At 69.3% G+C, this 14,844-nt stretch carries 17 protein-coding genes; 8 read left to right on the forward strand and 9 right to left on the reverse strand.

The features are described from left to right. Nucleotides 1–6: 6 nt before the first annotated feature. Nucleotides 7–741, reverse strand: coding sequence for a M50 family metallopeptidase (locus tag AB3M34_RS13150; protein ID WP_370614485.1), 735 nt, complete (start codon nucleotides 739–741; stop codon nucleotides 7–9). A gap of 27 nt (nucleotides 742–768) precedes the next feature. Further along, nucleotides 769–1,176 (reverse strand): MmcQ/YjbR family DNA-binding protein, encoded by a 408-nt coding sequence (locus AB3M34_RS13155; RefSeq protein WP_370614486.1) that lies wholly within the window; start codon nucleotides 1,174–1,176, stop codon nucleotides 769–771. A 103-nt stretch (nucleotides 1,177–1,279) separates the two neighbouring features. Between AB3M34_RS13155 and AB3M34_RS13160 the strand changes: the two genes are divergently transcribed. Beyond that, the gene (locus tag AB3M34_RS13160) at nucleotides 1,280–1,840 is read left to right on the forward strand and encodes a DUF6318 family protein (protein ID WP_370614488.1); all 561 of its coding nucleotides are present in this window, start codon (nucleotides 1,280–1,282) and stop codon (nucleotides 1,838–1,840) included. An 80-nt stretch (nucleotides 1,841–1,920) separates the two neighbouring features. Further along, entirely contained in the window at nucleotides 1,921–2,607 is a 687-nt protein-coding gene (locus AB3M34_RS13165) for a hypothetical protein (protein ID WP_370614489.1), read from the forward strand. A gap of 3 nt (nucleotides 2,608–2,610) precedes the next feature. Here the strand turns inward: AB3M34_RS13165 and AB3M34_RS13170 are convergent, their stop codons facing one another. The 5 genes from AB3M34_RS13170 to AB3M34_RS13190 all read right to left on the reverse strand — a co-directional run bounded on the left by AB3M34_RS13170 (nucleotide 2,611) and on the right by AB3M34_RS13190 (nucleotide 7,617). Next, a complete protein-coding gene (locus tag AB3M34_RS13170; protein WP_370614491.1) occupies nucleotides 2,611–3,273 on the reverse strand; it encodes a potassium channel family protein in 663 nt (220 codons plus the stop codon). Between the two features lie 10 nt (nucleotides 3,274–3,283). Next, the gene (locus AB3M34_RS13175) at nucleotides 3,284–4,546 is read right to left on the reverse strand and encodes a hypothetical protein (RefSeq protein ID WP_370614493.1); all 1,263 of its coding nucleotides are present in this window, start codon (nucleotides 4,544–4,546) and stop codon (nucleotides 3,284–3,286) included. A 36-nt stretch (nucleotides 4,547–4,582) separates the two neighbouring features. Continuing rightward, nucleotides 4,583–5,815 (reverse strand): hypothetical protein, encoded by a 1,233-nt coding sequence (locus AB3M34_RS13180; RefSeq protein WP_370614495.1) that lies wholly within the window; start codon nucleotides 5,813–5,815, stop codon nucleotides 4,583–4,585. A gap of 152 nt (nucleotides 5,816–5,967) precedes the next feature. Further along, a complete protein-coding gene (locus AB3M34_RS13185) occupies nucleotides 5,968–7,176 on the reverse strand; it encodes a hypothetical protein (RefSeq protein WP_370614496.1) in 1,209 nt (402 codons plus the stop codon). 108 nt (nucleotides 7,177–7,284) lie between these two features. Beyond that, nucleotides 7,285–7,617, reverse strand: a complete 333-nt coding sequence (locus tag AB3M34_RS13190) for a DUF1330 domain-containing protein (protein ID WP_370614498.1) — start codon at nucleotides 7,615–7,617, stop codon at nucleotides 7,285–7,287. 153 nt (nucleotides 7,618–7,770) lie between these two features. Between AB3M34_RS13190 and AB3M34_RS13195 the strand changes: the two genes are divergently transcribed. From AB3M34_RS13195 to AB3M34_RS13215, 5 genes are all read left to right on the forward strand, one after another. Then, nucleotides 7,771–8,112, forward strand: a complete 342-nt coding sequence (locus tag AB3M34_RS13195) for an ArsR/SmtB family transcription factor (RefSeq protein WP_370614499.1) — start codon at nucleotides 7,771–7,773, stop codon at nucleotides 8,110–8,112. 29 nt (nucleotides 8,113–8,141) lie between these two features. Continuing rightward, nucleotides 8,142–8,618 (forward strand): SRPBCC domain-containing protein, encoded by a 477-nt coding sequence (locus AB3M34_RS13200; RefSeq protein ID WP_370614501.1) that lies wholly within the window; start codon nucleotides 8,142–8,144, stop codon nucleotides 8,616–8,618. 81 nt (nucleotides 8,619–8,699) lie between these two features. Then, nucleotides 8,700–9,785 carry a threonine aldolase family protein gene (locus tag AB3M34_RS13205; RefSeq protein WP_370614503.1) on the forward strand — a complete coding sequence of 362 codons (1,086 nt, stop codon included), beginning with the start codon at nucleotides 8,700–8,702 and terminating at the stop codon, nucleotides 9,783–9,785. A gap of 110 nt (nucleotides 9,786–9,895) precedes the next feature. Next, nucleotides 9,896–10,180, forward strand: a complete 285-nt coding sequence (locus AB3M34_RS13210) for a SelT/SelW/SelH family protein (RefSeq protein ID WP_370614504.1) — start codon at nucleotides 9,896–9,898, stop codon at nucleotides 10,178–10,180. Then, entirely contained in the window at nucleotides 10,177–11,019 is an 843-nt protein-coding gene (locus AB3M34_RS13215) for a serine hydrolase (RefSeq protein WP_370614506.1), read from the forward strand. The genes AB3M34_RS13210 and AB3M34_RS13215 overlap by 4 nt, the downstream gene beginning before the upstream one ends. Before the next feature lie 10 nt (nucleotides 11,020–11,029). Here the strand turns inward: AB3M34_RS13215 and AB3M34_RS13220 are convergent, their stop codons facing one another. Then, complete coding sequence (locus tag AB3M34_RS13220; protein ID WP_370614508.1) at nucleotides 11,030–11,527, reverse strand: LysM peptidoglycan-binding domain-containing protein; 498 nt, start codon at nucleotides 11,525–11,527, stop codon at nucleotides 11,030–11,032. Between the two features lie 235 nt (nucleotides 11,528–11,762). On the opposite strand from AB3M34_RS13220, the gene lexA reads away from it, so the two are divergent. Continuing rightward, a complete protein-coding gene (gene lexA / locus AB3M34_RS13225) occupies nucleotides 11,763–12,476 on the forward strand; it encodes a transcriptional repressor LexA (RefSeq protein WP_370614510.1) in 714 nt (237 codons plus the stop codon). A 66-nt stretch (nucleotides 12,477–12,542) separates the two neighbouring features. Here the strand turns inward: lexA and AB3M34_RS13230 are convergent, their stop codons facing one another. Further along, a complete protein-coding gene (locus tag AB3M34_RS13230; protein WP_370614511.1) occupies nucleotides 12,543–14,633 on the reverse strand; it encodes an ATP-dependent DNA helicase in 2,091 nt (696 codons plus the stop codon). Nucleotides 14,634–14,844: the final 211 nt, after the last annotated feature.

Consider the following 14,844-nt stretch of genomic DNA (forward strand, 5'->3'; position numbering starts at 1 on the left):
GCGCGACTACCCCAACGCTTGCGCGGAGGTCGCCCACAGCATCCACACCGCACCGCCCGCGCACGCGGCGGTCGCGAGCCAGAACGACGCGAGCCACACCGACGCAGGCACCCGCGTCAGCATCTCGAGCGCAACGGCATCGGACTCGCCGCGACTCCGGTGCCACTGCCGGCTGCGCCACGTGTCGACGACCGCCCGGAATCCGCCGAGCACGAGAAACGCGCCGACACCCACCGCCGTACCGCTCTGAACGCCCTCGCTCCCCCACCACCACAGCGCGCCCGCCCCGGCGACGCACGCGAGCAGCACCAGAACCGTGAACGCACTGCGCGCCCAGAACAAGCACACTGCAAACAGGATCGCGAGGACGAACAACCCAGGTGCGGCCCAACCGCGGACGGCCACAAGCACCGCGAGCAGTCCCGCGATCGCTGGCGCCGGGTAGCCCGCCCACGCACAGACGACCATCCCGAACCCGCTCGACTTGCCCCGTGTGTGGGTGACGCCGGACGCGTCGAGGCGAATACGCAGCGCAGTCAGCTTGCGACCCGCGAACACACCACCCAGTGCATGCCCGAGCTCATGCGCGACGGTCACGACCACACTCGTGCGGCGCCACTGCGGGTCGACGACCAACGCCGCGGCGATCCCGACCGCGAACGCCCACACGGCGACATCGGTCGACGTGAACGCCGTGGGATCGGTCGTCGCGAGGCGCGAGATGACATCGTCCGTGGTCACGCCTCGACCCTAGGCGGTGAGCCTCTGCTACTCCTGAGACAGGGCGTCGAGCTCGGCGATCTTGCGCTTGGGCGCGATCAGTCGGTACGAGGCATCGACGAGCTCGGCGACCTCGCCCCAGTCCACCTCGGGGTCCGCCAGGTCGAGAGCGCGCCAGCCGAACGGCCCGTAGTAGGCGGGGAGGAAGAACCGCGGATCCTCGTCGATCGCCTGCAACTCCGACTCGTCGACCTTCACGATCAATGCGCTGCCGACCCGGCGGTGCTCGCCCGGTCGCAGCTTCTCCGAACCACCGAATGCGGCGAAGATCTTGCCGCACCGAAACGTCGGCCGCCCGTGTGAAACTCGCTCCTCCGCACCGGGGAAGCCGAAGCAGATCTTGCGGAGCTCCGCCAGCCCTGGGTCGTCGTCGCTGTACATCACCGGATGCGCCATAGCCCGATCCAACCATTCACCGCGGACAGCTGCCGAGCCGTCGTCCACAGTCCGTGGGACAGGGTCTTTCGGCGTGAACCGCAGTGCCACTACGTTTCTCGCCATGATGTACGCCCGGGTGGCCGCGGCCACGCTGGTCCTGCTCGCCGTCGCTGCATGCTCCGGAGGCGACCCGGCCGATGGAGAGCCGACGACCGCGGGTACGCCGAGCGCCTCCCCGTCGCCCACACCGACGCTCGCGCCCCCAACCATCCCACCCGAAGCGCAGGAGCACAGCGCCGACGGAGCCGCCGCCTTCGTGAAGTACTACGTCTCGCTCGTGAACTACGCGGCGACATCCGGCGACACGACTCCGCTCAGTTCAAATGCCAGTTCCAATTGCGGCAGCTGCACTCGCCTCGCGGACCGATACGCAACGATCTACAGAGGAGGTGGCAGCTCGGAGAATCCCAAATGGGCAGCCAATGTCACTTCCAGTCAGCTGATCGATGGAGCCTTCTTCGTGACCGTCGACCTGTCGACTGCTGCACACCGATGGCGACGGACCGCTGATGCCCGATTCACGGAGGTTCCAGCGGGAAGACACGCAGACATCTACAGCGTGAAGTGGACCGGCACCAACTGGACGATCGACCGCCTAGTACCGCAGGAAGTCCCGGAATGATCCTGGCAGCGCTGGTTCTGGCAATTGCGACGTCCCCCGGAGTTGACGTAGTGCCCGATGATCCACACGACCAGGTCCAGATGGATGACGAGATCAAGCCGGCTCCCGGTGAATCAAACACCGGTCAGAAGCCACACACCGGCGGCAAGACCGAGTTCCGCTACACGCCGACCTGTACACCTGGCGACGGCACCGACACGACGTGCAGCGTCGCGTACACCTGTCCGCCGGACCAGGTCCGCTACAACGTCTGGCGACGTGAGCCCGGCGGTGAGTGGCAACCGAGCGGCACGGTCTGCCGGGGCGGATCCGACGCGGCCGAGACCCCCGTAGTCACCGCCGCCGACGTCCTCCGCGAGGTCCGCCGCCTCCCGCTCCCACGCGTCGCGATCAGCATCCAACCCGCCGGCCGGACGCTCGTGAACCTCGACACCGTCTTCTCGACCACGCCCCCGACGTTCGACCACACCATCACCATCCTCGAACAGCGCGTCGACGTCACCGCGACGCCACGCAGCTACACGTGGCACTACGGCGACGGCTCCACCGAGACCACCGACGGCCCGGGCCGTCCGTACCCCGCGACCGACATCACCCACCGCTACACCGACGCCGGTCAGACCGTACGCCCGAGGGTCAGCGTGACCTTCACCATCAGCTACAGCGTCGACGGCGGACCGACCGAGACTCTGGACGAGACCATCACGACCGACGGCCCCGCCGAGACGCTGACGACGCACGAGGCCGTCCCGGTCCTCACCGGGTAGCGGTCACTCGCCGCCGCGCCGCCGGCGGCTGACACCCGACACCGCGAGGGAGACGACGGTCACGAGATAGACCTGACCGATCAGCGCCTCGAACGCCACGAACATCTTGCCAAGATCCTTGGCAGGGGTGAGGTCACCGAATCCGGCGGTCGTGATGGTGGTGAAGCTGAAGTAAAAGTAGTCGACCCCAGGATTGCCGGACACGTCCTGCGCGAAGAAGCCACCCTGGACGTTGTCGAGAATCGCGAAGATCGCAGCGAACGCGAGCCCCACCAGCACGAAGACCGCAATGACGCCGAGCACGGCGTGGACATCGAGAGACGGATCGTTGACCAAGTGCACGCCGATCGTCCCGATCGTGGCCAGACACAGCACGAGGACGATCGACGAGTACACGAGCTGGGCGGCGTCTTCGCCCGCCCACTGCGCTGCCCCCGATGCGATCACGGCGACGACGATGAGGACGAGCGACGCCCACACCACGCTCCGCCGCGCCCCCGACGTCCGCTGGGCGAACAGAAGCACAGCGCCGAGCAGCGCGGTGACCACGGGACGCAGTGCCGAGGCGTCGAGCGGGACGAAGAACATGACGACGAGAAGCAGGATCAGCACGAGCCCGTAGCGGTCGTGCCGCGGCGTACGTCTCTTGCGCTCGTCGGTGTCCACGAACGGGAGCCTAGGGCTTCCGGACCGTGAACGCCTTCCTTGTTGCCGCGCCGTACCCCACCCTGTTCTTCGCGGTGACGAGCACGACGTGCTTGCCCTTGCGGAGCTTGGAGCGTTTGACCGTGTACGACCGCTTCCCGGCGGCGAGACTCTTCGCGACCAGCGTCTTGCTGCCCTTCTTGATCACCAGCCGATACCGGGTGATCGTGGCACCTCCGTTGCTGGACGGCGCCTTCCACCTGACCGTCCGCTTCTTCGCCGACCGCGCACCCTTCACCTTCAGCGCGCTCGGCTTCCCCGGCACCTTCGCGACAGGCGCCACGACCGGCGGTTTCGGCGGCACCGGCGCGATTGCCGGAAGCAACGCCCGGAACTCGCTCCACGCCTGCTGCATCTCCGTCGTCGTGACGAAGACCCGCCGGTCCGGCGCGACGGCGAGCGCGACCGGGCCGTTGAGCAGCGTCGCGGAGCCGGTCAGCGTCTTCAGGGGGGCGTCGTTGCCCTGCACCCCGGCGGCGTACGCACGCACAGCGTCGTGCTGGAAGCCCGTCGCGTAGACGCGTCCGTGCACATCGACGGCGATGCCGTTCACCTCTCCGCGGCCGACGAGCCCCGTCGCCGACCCCTTCACATCGCGCACCGGCGTCGCGGGGCCGTGCGCCGTGCGGGAGTAGGCGACGATCCGCTCGTACGCTCCCGCCCAGATCGTCCCGTCGGGGCCGACGGCCAGCGCCGCTCCGTTCGGCACCGCGGTGATCGATCGCTGGAGCACGCCCGCTGTCGAGTACACCGCGATCGAGGTGCTCTTGCGGACCACGATCTGTCGGCTCGCGGTCACGTCGATCGCCGACGCAGCACCAGGTCCGCTGGAGAACGTCCTGGGCGCGTCGGCGCCGTCGGCACCGGGCTCGAACACGGAGATCGTGCCGGACATGGTCGCCGCATAGACGTACCCGTACGCGTCGACGTCGACGCCGCGCACGCCCGACAGCGCGGACGCGTTCAGAGTACGGATCGGCACCGCCGCGCCCGTGGCCGTCGGAGCGAACACGCGGATGTCGCCGTGGCCGGCGTTGGCGACGTACACGTTGCCTGCCGCGTCGCGCGCGATGCCGGTAGCGCCGGACAGCTCGGTGACGTGTCGCACCGGCGCGATGTTCACGACCTCAGCAGACGCCGGCGGCGCGACCAGGAGCCCACCCACGAGCGCACCGGAAGAGAGCAGGCCGATCGAGCTGATCGCACCGAAGAGCTTCACCGAGTCCCCCGTCACTCGCGGATGTCGCTCCTCGATCTTCGCGCACAACGGCTACTTGCGAACTCTGAATACCTTCTGCGCGTTCTTGCCGTACCCCTTGCTGTTCTTCGCCTTGACGAAGACGACGTGCTTGCCGTTGCGCAGCTTCGACCGCTTCACCTTGTACGACCGCTTGCCGGCGGGCAGGTTCTTCGCGAACAGCGTCTTGCTGCCCTTCTTCACCACGAGCCGATAGCCCGTGATCCTCGCGCCGCCGTTGCTCGCCGGCGCCTTCCACCGGATCGTCCGCTTCTTGGCCGCCTTCTTGCCCGCGACCTTCAGCGCCCGGGGCTTGCCCGGCACCTTCACCACCGGCTTCGGCGGGACGGGTGCCGCGAAGAGCCGCGCGAACACCGAGTATGCGCTTGAGTTGTAGTTCGCGACAGCGAATCCTCCCGACGCGAGCACGACGATTCCCGTCGGATTGTTGAGGCCGGTGGCGACCCCTCCGACGAGCTTCAGCGGTGGCACGCTGCCGTTGGCGCTCGGCGAGAACACCTTGACCACGGATGGGAAGAAGCTCGCGGCGTAGACGCGTCCAGCAGCGTCGGAGTCGAGGCCGTTGACCTCCGTGGCACCGAATGCGTCGACGATCGTCCGAACGGGTGCCGCCGCTCCGTCGGCATCATTCGCATACGCCCGTAGCTGGGTCCCGTTCGGTGTCCAGATGACACCGTTGGATGCGACGTGGATGGCGAACCCTACGCCGAGCCCGGTCACCGAGCGGAGCGTCGGTGCCGGGCTACCGGACGCGGACGGCACGTAGACGTTGTAGCGGTCCAGCTTCCGCACGTAGACCCGTCCGCCGGGATCGACGTCGACGCCGAAAGCGTTGCCGGCTCCCGTGCCGAACGACTTCACTGGGGCGACGTTGCCGTCGGCGCCGGGAGCGAAGATCCTGACGGTGCCGTTGACGTTGACGACGTACAGGAAGCCGTTGACGTCGATCGCGACATCACGGGGCCCGTCGATCCCGGTGGCTACCCCCGTCACGACGCGCAACGGCCCCGATGGTCCCGAGGCGTTGCTCGCGTGCACGACAACGGCGTTGTTCAACTGGCTGGCGACGTACACGTTCCCTGCTGCGTCACGGTCGAGGCCGATCGGGAGGTTCATACCTCCGGAGACCGTGCGTGCGGGCGGGATGTTCACGTCGTCAGCAGATGCGGGTGGCGCGGCGACGAGAGCGCTGCCGACGAGCGCGGTCGAGGCGATCAATCCGATGACGTACAGCGGTCGGTTCATGAGAATTCCCCCTCGCCCTCCACCGTGCGCGCACCACGGGTCATCACGGGCGGACTTTGCATGGACCCGCAACCAGTCGGGGCCGGCTCCTCAGAGCCGACCCCGACCGATCTCGTACGACCCGAGCCGTACGACCTGCGCGCTTCGCCCTACTACTTGCGGACCCGGAACGCCTTCTTCGCGTTCTTACCGAATCCCTTGCTGTTCTTCGCCTTCACGAAGACGACGTGCTTGCCCTTGCGCAGCTTGGACCGCTTGATCTTGTACGACCGCTTGCCAGGACCGAAGTTCTTCTTCAGCAGCGTCTTGTTGCCCTTCTTGACGACGAGCCGGTAGCCGGTGATCGCCGCACCGCCGTTGTTCGACGGTGCCTTCCACGACACCTTGCGCTTCTTCGCGCTCTTCTTGCCGGCGACCTTCAACGCCCTCGGCTTGCTCGGGGCAGTCGCGAAGAGCGTCCCGAACTCGAGCACCGACTGGCCGCTGAAGTTGGCGACCGTGAGGCGGCCGCCGCTACCGACGGCGATGTGGCTCGGCCGGTCCAGCTGGGTGGCGGCGCCGCCGAGGACCTTGAGCGGATCGACGTTGCCTTCGGCGTTCGCGGCGAAGACGACAGCCGTGCTCACGACGTTGAAGTTCGTCGCGTAGACGCGTCCTGCGCCGTCCGTACCGAGCCCGACGATCGGGGCGGTGAGTCCGGTCTTGGCGCCGGCGATCGTTCGCAGCGGAACTGCCGCTGCGTTCGCGTTCGGAGCGTACGCGCGAAGCGCCGCTCCCGCGTCGGCCCACGTCGTACCGTTCGCCGCGACGTGCACGCCGTTGCCTGCGGGAACGCCCGTGATCTGTCGGCTGGTCGGTGCGGGGTTGCCCGCGGCGGCCGGCGAGTAGACGTTCACGGTCGTGGACTTGCGGACGAAGATGCTTCCCGTGGGTCCGACATCGAGCCCGAGCGCAGCACCTGCGCCGGTCCCGAAGGTCTTCACCGGCGGGTCAGCGCCGTCGGCGGACGGCGCGTACACACTGACCGTGCCGTTGTTGTTGGCGACGTACGCGAACCCGTTGCTGTCGACATCGACGCCACGCGGGTTGTTGATCCCGTTCGTGAGAGTACGGGTGGGTGCGGCGGCACCGTTGGCCCCTGCGGCATAGACGACCAGGTTGTTCTGACTGAAGTTGGTCACATAGATACGGCCGGCGCCGTCTTTCGCGAGACCGAACGGACTCGTGGTCGCGCCTGTGATCTTGCGTGCCGGTGCGACGTTGACGTCGTCGGCGGATGCGCTAGGTGCGGTGGCTACCAAGGCGCCACCGACCAGTGCGGTTGCGGCCCCGAGGCCGATCACGCGGATGGTGTTGTTCATAGGAATCTCCCCCTTCGCGCAACACGATCCGCTCGCGAGGGGTCACGGCATGTCTGATTTGTCCGCCGCCATCGACGCAGCCGGAGCGCTGCTCGACCGCCGCCCCACTCAGCTCGCTGCGGCGCCGAGCACGTCCGTCGCTCGGTGGTCAGCATCGACGCCGTCCACGATGATCACGTCCGCGACGGCGTTCTCCGTCCGCAACGGCAGGATCGCCTGGTAGGCCTCCGATGCGTACCAAGCCGCCGCCCGCTGCTTGTCAGGAAAGGCGATCACCACGATCGTGCCGGGCCACACGCCCTCCATCGCCTCGACGTCAGCGCCGTGCACGGCGAACTGGCCACCGTGCGGCGCGAGGGTCTGCTCGATGCGCTCGAGGTACTCGACGATCCCTGGACCCATCGTCACTTCGCGCATGTGGGCGATCGCATAGGCGGTCATGGTTCTCCTCGTTCGTGGCTGGTCGTTCGATCCTGTCAGCGCCGCCCTGTCAAACGCCATGCCTTTATTGGTCATGGTTCAGACCAGGGGTTGACAGCACCGCACGACCACGGCACTCTAGAACCATCACGTTATACAACTGATTGGTTATGGATGATGACGGACGACGAGCTCGACCTCGTGTTCGGGGCCCTCGCGGACCCGACCCGGCGGGCGATCCTGGGCAAGCTGGCCCAGGGCGACGCCAGCGTCAACGAGCTCACGGGGATGTTCGCGATGTCGCAGCCGGCGGTGTCGCGCCACCTCAAGGTCCTCGAGCGGGCGGGGCTGGTGTCCCGCTCGCAGCAAGGCACGATGCGGCTCAGCCACCTCGAGGCCGACGCACTCCGGGAAGCCACCGACTGGCTCGCGGACTACCGCGCGTACTGGGAGGCCAGCTACGCCCGGCTCGATGCGCTGCTCGCCGAGATCGACCCGCCGTCCGACCCGTCCTGACCCGATCACCGAGCTCCCGAGGGGGAACCATGTCCGACCTCAAGGTCACCGCAGCACCGGGTACGAGCACCATCCAGATCACCCGTACCTTCGCCACCACGCCCGACCGCCTCTTCCACGCCAACGTCAACGACGAGTGGCAGAAGAAGTGGCTGGGTCCCGACAAGTACGAGACCGAGATCGCCATCAACGAGGTACGCGACGGCGGACGCTGGCGCTGGACCCAGCGCGACGACGACGGCAACACGCACGGCTTCCGCGGCGTCTACCACGGTGAGCCTTCCGTGGAGAACGGCATCACCCGCACCTTCGAGTACGAGGGGGTGCCCGGGCACGTGTCGCTGGAGACGCTGCGCTTCGTCGACCTCGGCGACGGCACCACCCGGATGGAGGCGACGAGCGCCTTCGCTTCCGTCGAGGACCGCGACGGCATGGTCCAGTCCGGCATGGAGGGAGGCATGGAGGAGGGGTTCGTCCGCCTGGACAAGCTCCTCGCCGACTCCTGACAGCGCAGCCTGAACCCTGTCGGCACCGCCTGACACGCTGCCGCCGAAGCCTCCGCCCGCCCGCCGAATAGGCTGGCGGGCGTGGCAGCATTCGCATCCGACAACTACGCCCCCGCCCACCCGGCGATCCTCGAGGCCGTCGCCGCGGCCAACACCGGGCACGTCGTCTCGTACGGCGACGACCGCTGGACCGCACGCCTCGGCGAGGTCGTACGACACCACTTCGGCGACCAGGCCCAGGCGTACCCGGTGTTCAACGGCACCGGCGCCAACGTCGTCTCCCTCGGCGCGCTCCTCCCCCGCTGGGGGTCGGCGATCGTCACCGACGTCGCCCACCTGCACACCGACGAGAACGCCGCCCCCGAACGCGTCGCCGGCATCAAGCTGCTCCCCGTCTCGGCGCCCGACGGCAAGCTGACGACCGACGCGCTCGACCAGTACGCCGCCAACCTCGGCGACCCGCACCGTGCGCAGCCACTGGCGGTGTCGCTGACGCAGTCCACCGAGCTCGGCACGGTGTACTCGATCGACGAGGTACGCCGCATCGTCGACGCCGCCCACGCGTACGGGATGCGGGTCCACGTCGACGGGTCCCGCATCGCCAACGCCGCCGCACACCTCGGCGTCGGTCTCGGCGCCCTCACGACCGAGCTCGGCATCGACGCCCTGTCCTTCGGCGGCACCAAGAACGGCATCCTGCTCGGTGAAGCCGTCGTCGTCCTCGCGCCCGATGCCGTCTCCGGGCTCGAGTTCATGCGCAAGACGTCGATGCAGCTCGCCTCGAAGATGCGGTACGTCTCGGCGCAGCTCGCCGCCCTCCTCGACCCGGAGGACGACCTCTGGCTCCGCAACGCCACCGCGTCGAACGCACGCGCCTCTCAGATGCGTGCCGGCGTCGACTCGCTCGCCGTCGAGCTCGCCGCGGACGGCCGGGTGCACGAGTCGGGTGCGCCGCTCCTGCACGTCGAGCAGCCGACGCAGGCGAACGTCGTCTTCCCGACGTTGCCGAAGGCGGTCGCTGACGTCGTGCGCGCCGAGCACCCGTTCTACGACTGGCGCCCCGGAGCCCATCCGGACCTCGTCGAGTCCCGGTGGATGTGCTCGTGGGACACCACCAGCGAGGACGTCGACGCCTTCCTTGCGAGCCTCCGTAAGGCGTTCGGATGACCACCCCCGCCTCCCCCGCTGGTGCAGGCGCGGCCTCCCCCGCTGGTGCAGGCGCGGCCTCCCCCGCTGGTCGAGGCGACGAAGTCGATCGAGACCCCTCCCTCCCCCGCGTGGAGATCGTCTACTGCACGATGTGCCAGTGGCTGCTGCGCGCCGGATGGATGGCGCAGGAGCTGCTCAGCACCTTCAGCACCGAGCTCGGCGCGGTCACGCTGGTCCCCAAGACCGGAGGGGTCTTCCGGATCACGGTGGACGACCACGTCGTCTGGGACCGCAAGACCGACGGCGGGTTCCCGGACGCTGCGGAGCTCAAGCGCCGGGTCCGCGACCAGATCGACCCTGATCGCGAGCTCGGGCACGCAGACCGTACGACGCCGACGGGCGACGCAGGATGACCGCGCCGCTCCCGCCGCTCCCGCCGCTTCGCGACGGCCTGCGATGGACCGTCGAGGTGCGTGACGCGGACGCCGACACGGTGCTCGCGTCGGTCGAGCCAGACCTGGTGCTGCGTACGGCGAGCATCGGCAAGCTGGTGCTGCTCGTCGAGGCCGCGCACCAGATCGCCACCGGGGCGTTGGACCCCGCGGAACCCCTGACTCGTACAGAGGAGGACTGGGTCGCCGACTCGGGGCTGTGGCACCTCCTGGCGACCGAAGCCCTGCCCGTCGTCGACGTCTGCCGACTCGTCGGCGCCGTCAGTGACAACCTGGCCACGAACGTGCTGCTGCGCCGCATCGGGATGGACGCCGTGACCGCGACGGCCGAACGGATCGGGATGGCACGGAGCCGGCTGCTCGACCGCGTCCGCGACGACCGCGGACCGTCGCACCCACCGACGCTCTCGGTCGGCTGCGCGACAGACCTCGCCCAGCTCTGCGCGCGCTTGCACCGCCGCGAGGTCATCTCGTCCGCCGTGAGCGAGCACGTGACCGGTTGGCTCGCCACGAACACCGACCTGTCGATGGTCGCGAGCGCCTTCGGACTGGACCCCCTCGCTCACGCCGAACCGGACCGGGGAATCGTGCTGTGGAACAAGACCGGCACGATCTCCACCGTCCGGGGAGACGTCGGCCTGGTCTCCGGCCCCGCCCGGACGCTTGCGTACGCCGTGGTGGCCGAGTGGGACGAAGGTGCTCCGGCATGCACCCGCGATGACGTCCTCACCGATATGGCCGCCATCGGCGCGTGGATGCGCGACATCGTTGAGGTCGAAGCGCCCGGCCACGGTCGGTAGACCGATCGACTCAGTAGAGCGGGATGTAGATGGTCGAGCCTGCCGCGACCTCGCCTGCACTCTCGAGCGAGTTGAGCTCGGCGATGTCGTGGACGGTCTCACGGATGTCGCCGCTCGGGTTGGCGTCGGCAGCAAGGTCCCAGACGGTCTCGCCCGGCTGGACCACGACCGCCCGGCTCGGCACCGGATCGCCGGCGTCGGAGGTGGCGATCACCTGCGTCCCCAACCCGACGGTCAGACCGCCCACAGCGAGCAGCGCCGCAGCGAAGACGGCGAGGCGACCTCGTCGCGTCAACCGGTAGGCGGGCCGGGAGGCGGGACGCGGAGTCGGCCGAGGAGGTGCGGAGCGCGGCGCCGTCCGGGGACCGTCGACGAGCGCCCGCCCGGCAGGATGGCGCTCGACGGCGCGCATCAACGGCGTGTCGAGCGCGACGACCGTGCGGTCGGCGCGCTCGAGGTCTCCGGCGTGGCCGGCGGGGCGATCAAGGGTGGTGCGGACGGTGCTCATCGTGTCCTCCGTGTCTCGGACTCGTGGGGCCTGTCCGACCGACGCGAGGTAGGCGATCAGCCCGGAGCCCGGAGCCTGAGCCGAACAGGCGTTCGATCGAACATGCGTACGAAGATAACCACACCCGGTGACACTTTTGAAGGACCCGTTCGAACAAACTTTCGACGTGTCGGCGTCGACACGCTGATCGAACATATGTTTGATCGTGTCGTCGGCCGGGTCTAATGTCAGGCCCATGACCAAAGCCGAGGTTTCCGAGCTCCCCGACGGACCGCCGGACGCGAGTGGCCTGACCCCTCGCCAGCGCCGAGTCCTCGAGATCATCCGCGAGTCCATCGAGCAGCGCGGCTATCCGCCGAGCATGCGCGAGATCGGCGCCGCGGTCGGTCTTGCCAGCGTCTCCTCGGTCGCCCACCAGCTCAAGGTCCTCGAACGCAACGGGTTCGTGCGTCGCGACCCCAACCGGCCGCGCGCGATCGAGGTGTTCCTCCCGGACGTGCTCGCGGCGCGCCGTTCGATCGGCGACGCGCTCGACTTCGGGTTCGACGACACCGGCGCCGGCGACGCCCGCCCCGCCCCCGCGTACGTCCCGATGGTCGGCCGCATCGCAGCAGGCGGGCCGATCCTCGCCGAGGAGCGCGTCGAAGAGGTCATGCCGCTCCCCCGCACTTTGGTCGGCGACGGCACGCTCTTCATGCTCGAGGTCCGCGGCGACTCGATGGTCGAGGCAGCGATCTGCGACGGCGACTACGTCGTGATCCGTCAGCAGCCGACCGCCGAGAACGGCGAGATCGTCGCCGCGCTGATCGACGGGGAGGCGACGGTCAAGACCCTGCAGCGCAAGAACGGCGAGGTGTGGCTGCTGCCGCACAACCCCGCGTACGAGCCCATCGACGGCACTGACGCCACGATCCTCGGCAAGGTCACCACGGTCATGCGGCGCGTCTGACCCCGCGCGCCGTGTGCGGGGGCGCGGGATCCCCTCGGTCCCGTGCCCCCTCGCGCGCCGGCGAGATCAGGACGCAGCGGCGTCCAGGCGCTGGAGCGCGGAGAGCACCTGGGCACGGTCCACGGTCCGCCACATCGGCGGCATCGACGACGCCAAGAAGCTGCCGTACCGTGCCGTCGCCAGACGCGAGTCGAGCACCGCGACCACGCCGCGGTCGTCGGCGCGCCGGATCAACCGCCCCGCTCCCTGCGCCAGCAGGAGCGCGGCATGGGTCGCGGCGACCTGCATGAAGCCGTTACCGCCCTGCCGTTCGACGAGACGCTGACGCGCGCTCATCAACGGGTCGTCGGGCCTCGGGAACGGGATGCGGTCGATGATCACCAGCTGGCACGTGGCCCCTGGCAGGTCGATGCCCTGCCACAGGCTCAGTGTCCCGAAGAGGCAGGTCCGAGGGTCCTCGACGAACCTGCGGGCCAGCTCCGGCAACTGCGCGTCGCCTTGGCAGAGCACCTCGAGGTCGGGCATGCGTTCGCGCACCGCCTCGGTCGCGGCCTCCGCACCCCGACGCGACGAGAACAAGCCCAGAGTCCGTCCTCCGGCAGCGCGTACGAGGTCGACGATCTCGTCGGTCGTCGCGCCGCCCATCCCGTCGCGCCCGGGCGGCGGCAGGTGTCGCGCGACGTAGAGCATGCCCTGCTTCGCGTAGTCGAACGGCGAGCCCACGTCGATGGCGCGCCACGCGAAACCGCCGATCCTGTCGTCGCCGGACTCGCGGTCGTCGGCGACGTCGTCATCGGACGCATCGGCCTTGCCGGCGCCCTGCGGCGCGGGCACCTCACCCTCCTCGACCTTGTCCGCACCCCACAGGCCGACGGTGCGGGCGACCGGATCAAACCCGCCACCCAGCTTGAGCGTCGCGCTCGTCATGACGACCGTGTTCTCGCCGAACAGCTTGTCGCGCAGGGTGAGCGCGACGTCGATCGGTGCGATCCGCAGCTCGTTGCCACCTCGGGACCCGTCACGCTCTGCCAGCCACAGGACGTCTGACTCGGACGCGGCAGCCATGCGCTCGGCGACCTTGCGCACGTCGTCGACCATCGCCTTCGCCTGCTGGCGAGCGGCGTCACCGTCGCCGGACTCCTTCGGCTCCTTCGGCATCGACGAGTGACAGTCGCGCGCAGCGTCACGGACGAGCGAGAGCGCATCGGCGAGCTGGTCGGACGGTGACGCGATCCGGCCGGGCCCGGTCGCCTCGAGTGCGTCGCGCAAGGCGTCGGACGCGTCCTCGAGGTCGTCCGCCTCGCGGCCGCGTACGAACGAGCGCGCTCGCCTCGCCGCGCGCTCCACCATCGGCGGCGACAGGTCGGCGGTCGACGCCTGGGTCACGCGGGCGACGAGCTCGTGGGCCTCGTCGACGACCACGGTGTCGTACTCCGGAAGCATCGGGACGCCGTCGATCGCGTCGATCGCGAGCAGCGCGTGGTTGGTGACGACGAGGTCGGCGTCCGCCGCGTGGTCGCGAGCGGCCTCGGCGAAGCACTCCCCCGCGTACGGGCACCGGCTCGCGCCCAGGCACTCGCGCGCGTGCACGCTGACCTGACGCCAGGCCCGCTCCGTGTGGGACGGCGCCGAGTCACGGTCGCCGACGCCGCCGCGGTCGGACTCCTCCTCGGCCCACGCGCGGAGCGTGACGACCTCCTCGCCCAGCGAGCCGGTGGGCGCCTCGATCAGCACGCCCTGGTCGTCGGGCGCACCCTCGCGGATGCGGTGCAGGCAGGCGTAGTTGCCGCGACCCTTCACGACCGCGGCGTGCGGCGCGCGACCGAGCACCGTGGACGCACCGGCGAGCAGCGCCGGGATGTCGCGCTCGACGAGCTGGTGCTGGAGGTTGAGCGTGGCGGTCGCGACGACCACACGGCGGTCGTGGAGCAGGCTGGGCACGAGGTAGCCGAGCGACTTGCCCGTGCCCGTGCCGGCCTGCACCAGGAGGTGCTGACCGGTCGCGAACGCGTCCGACACGGCTTGCGCCATCTGGACCTGACCTGGGCGTTCGACGCCTCCGACCGCTCCGACCGCGGCGTGCAGCACCTCGCGTACGCGCTCGACCCGCGAGGCGTCGGCAGTCGCGGCTGGCTGGTCCGAGATCGACGAGGTCACTGCCGAAGCCTAGCGACCGGCGACCGCCGACGGGACCCGCGACCCACAGGTGTCGGAGGCGGCGAGGCGGGGCGGCAACGTACGCAAGATGGTCGCGGCCAGCAACCGTCCACGCGGCAAACAAGCGATCCGCTTCGACCCCGCGTCACGCTCCGGTAACGATTCACCTCTAGCTCGGACTAAGCGCTTGCTTACCTGTGGGAGATCGGTA

It is taken from the genome of Mumia sp. Pv4-285, assembly GCF_041320275.1.
GTDB lineage: Bacteria > Actinomycetota > Actinomycetes > Propionibacteriales > Nocardioidaceae > Mumia > Mumia qirimensis.

Excerpts from the sequence above, each read along its gene's own strand:
- AB3M34_RS13155 (WP_370614486.1), bottom strand. The coding sequence starts at position 1,176 with ATGGCGCATCCGGTGATGTACAGCGACGACGACCCAGGGCTGGCGGAG.
- AB3M34_RS13160 (WP_370614488.1), top strand. The coding sequence starts at position 1,280 with ATGATGTACGCCCGGGTGGCCGCGGCCACGCTGGTCCTGCTCGCCGTC.
- AB3M34_RS13165 (WP_370614489.1), top strand. The coding sequence starts at position 1,921 with ATGGATGACGAGATCAAGCCGGCTCCCGGTGAATCAAACACCGGTCAG.
- AB3M34_RS13180 (WP_370614495.1), bottom strand. The coding sequence starts at position 5,815 with ATGAACCGACCGCTGTACGTCATCGGATTGATCGCCTCGACCGCGCTC.
- AB3M34_RS13185 (WP_370614496.1), bottom strand. The coding sequence starts at position 7,176 with ATGAACAACACCATCCGCGTGATCGGCCTCGGGGCCGCAACCGCACTG.
- AB3M34_RS13190 (WP_370614498.1), bottom strand. The coding sequence starts at position 7,617 with ATGACCGCCTATGCGATCGCCCACATGCGCGAAGTGACGATGGGTCCA.
- AB3M34_RS13195 (WP_370614499.1), top strand. The coding sequence starts at position 7,771 with ATGATGACGGACGACGAGCTCGACCTCGTGTTCGGGGCCCTCGCGGAC.
- AB3M34_RS13200 (WP_370614501.1), top strand. The coding sequence starts at position 8,142 with ATGTCCGACCTCAAGGTCACCGCAGCACCGGGTACGAGCACCATCCAG.
- AB3M34_RS13215 (WP_370614506.1), top strand. The coding sequence starts at position 10,177 with ATGACCGCGCCGCTCCCGCCGCTCCCGCCGCTTCGCGACGGCCTGCGA.
- AB3M34_RS13220 (WP_370614508.1), bottom strand. The coding sequence starts at position 11,527 with ATGAGCACCGTCCGCACCACCCTTGATCGCCCCGCCGGCCACGCCGGA.
- lexA (WP_370614510.1), top strand. The coding sequence starts at position 11,763 with ATGACCAAAGCCGAGGTTTCCGAGCTCCCCGACGGACCGCCGGACGCG.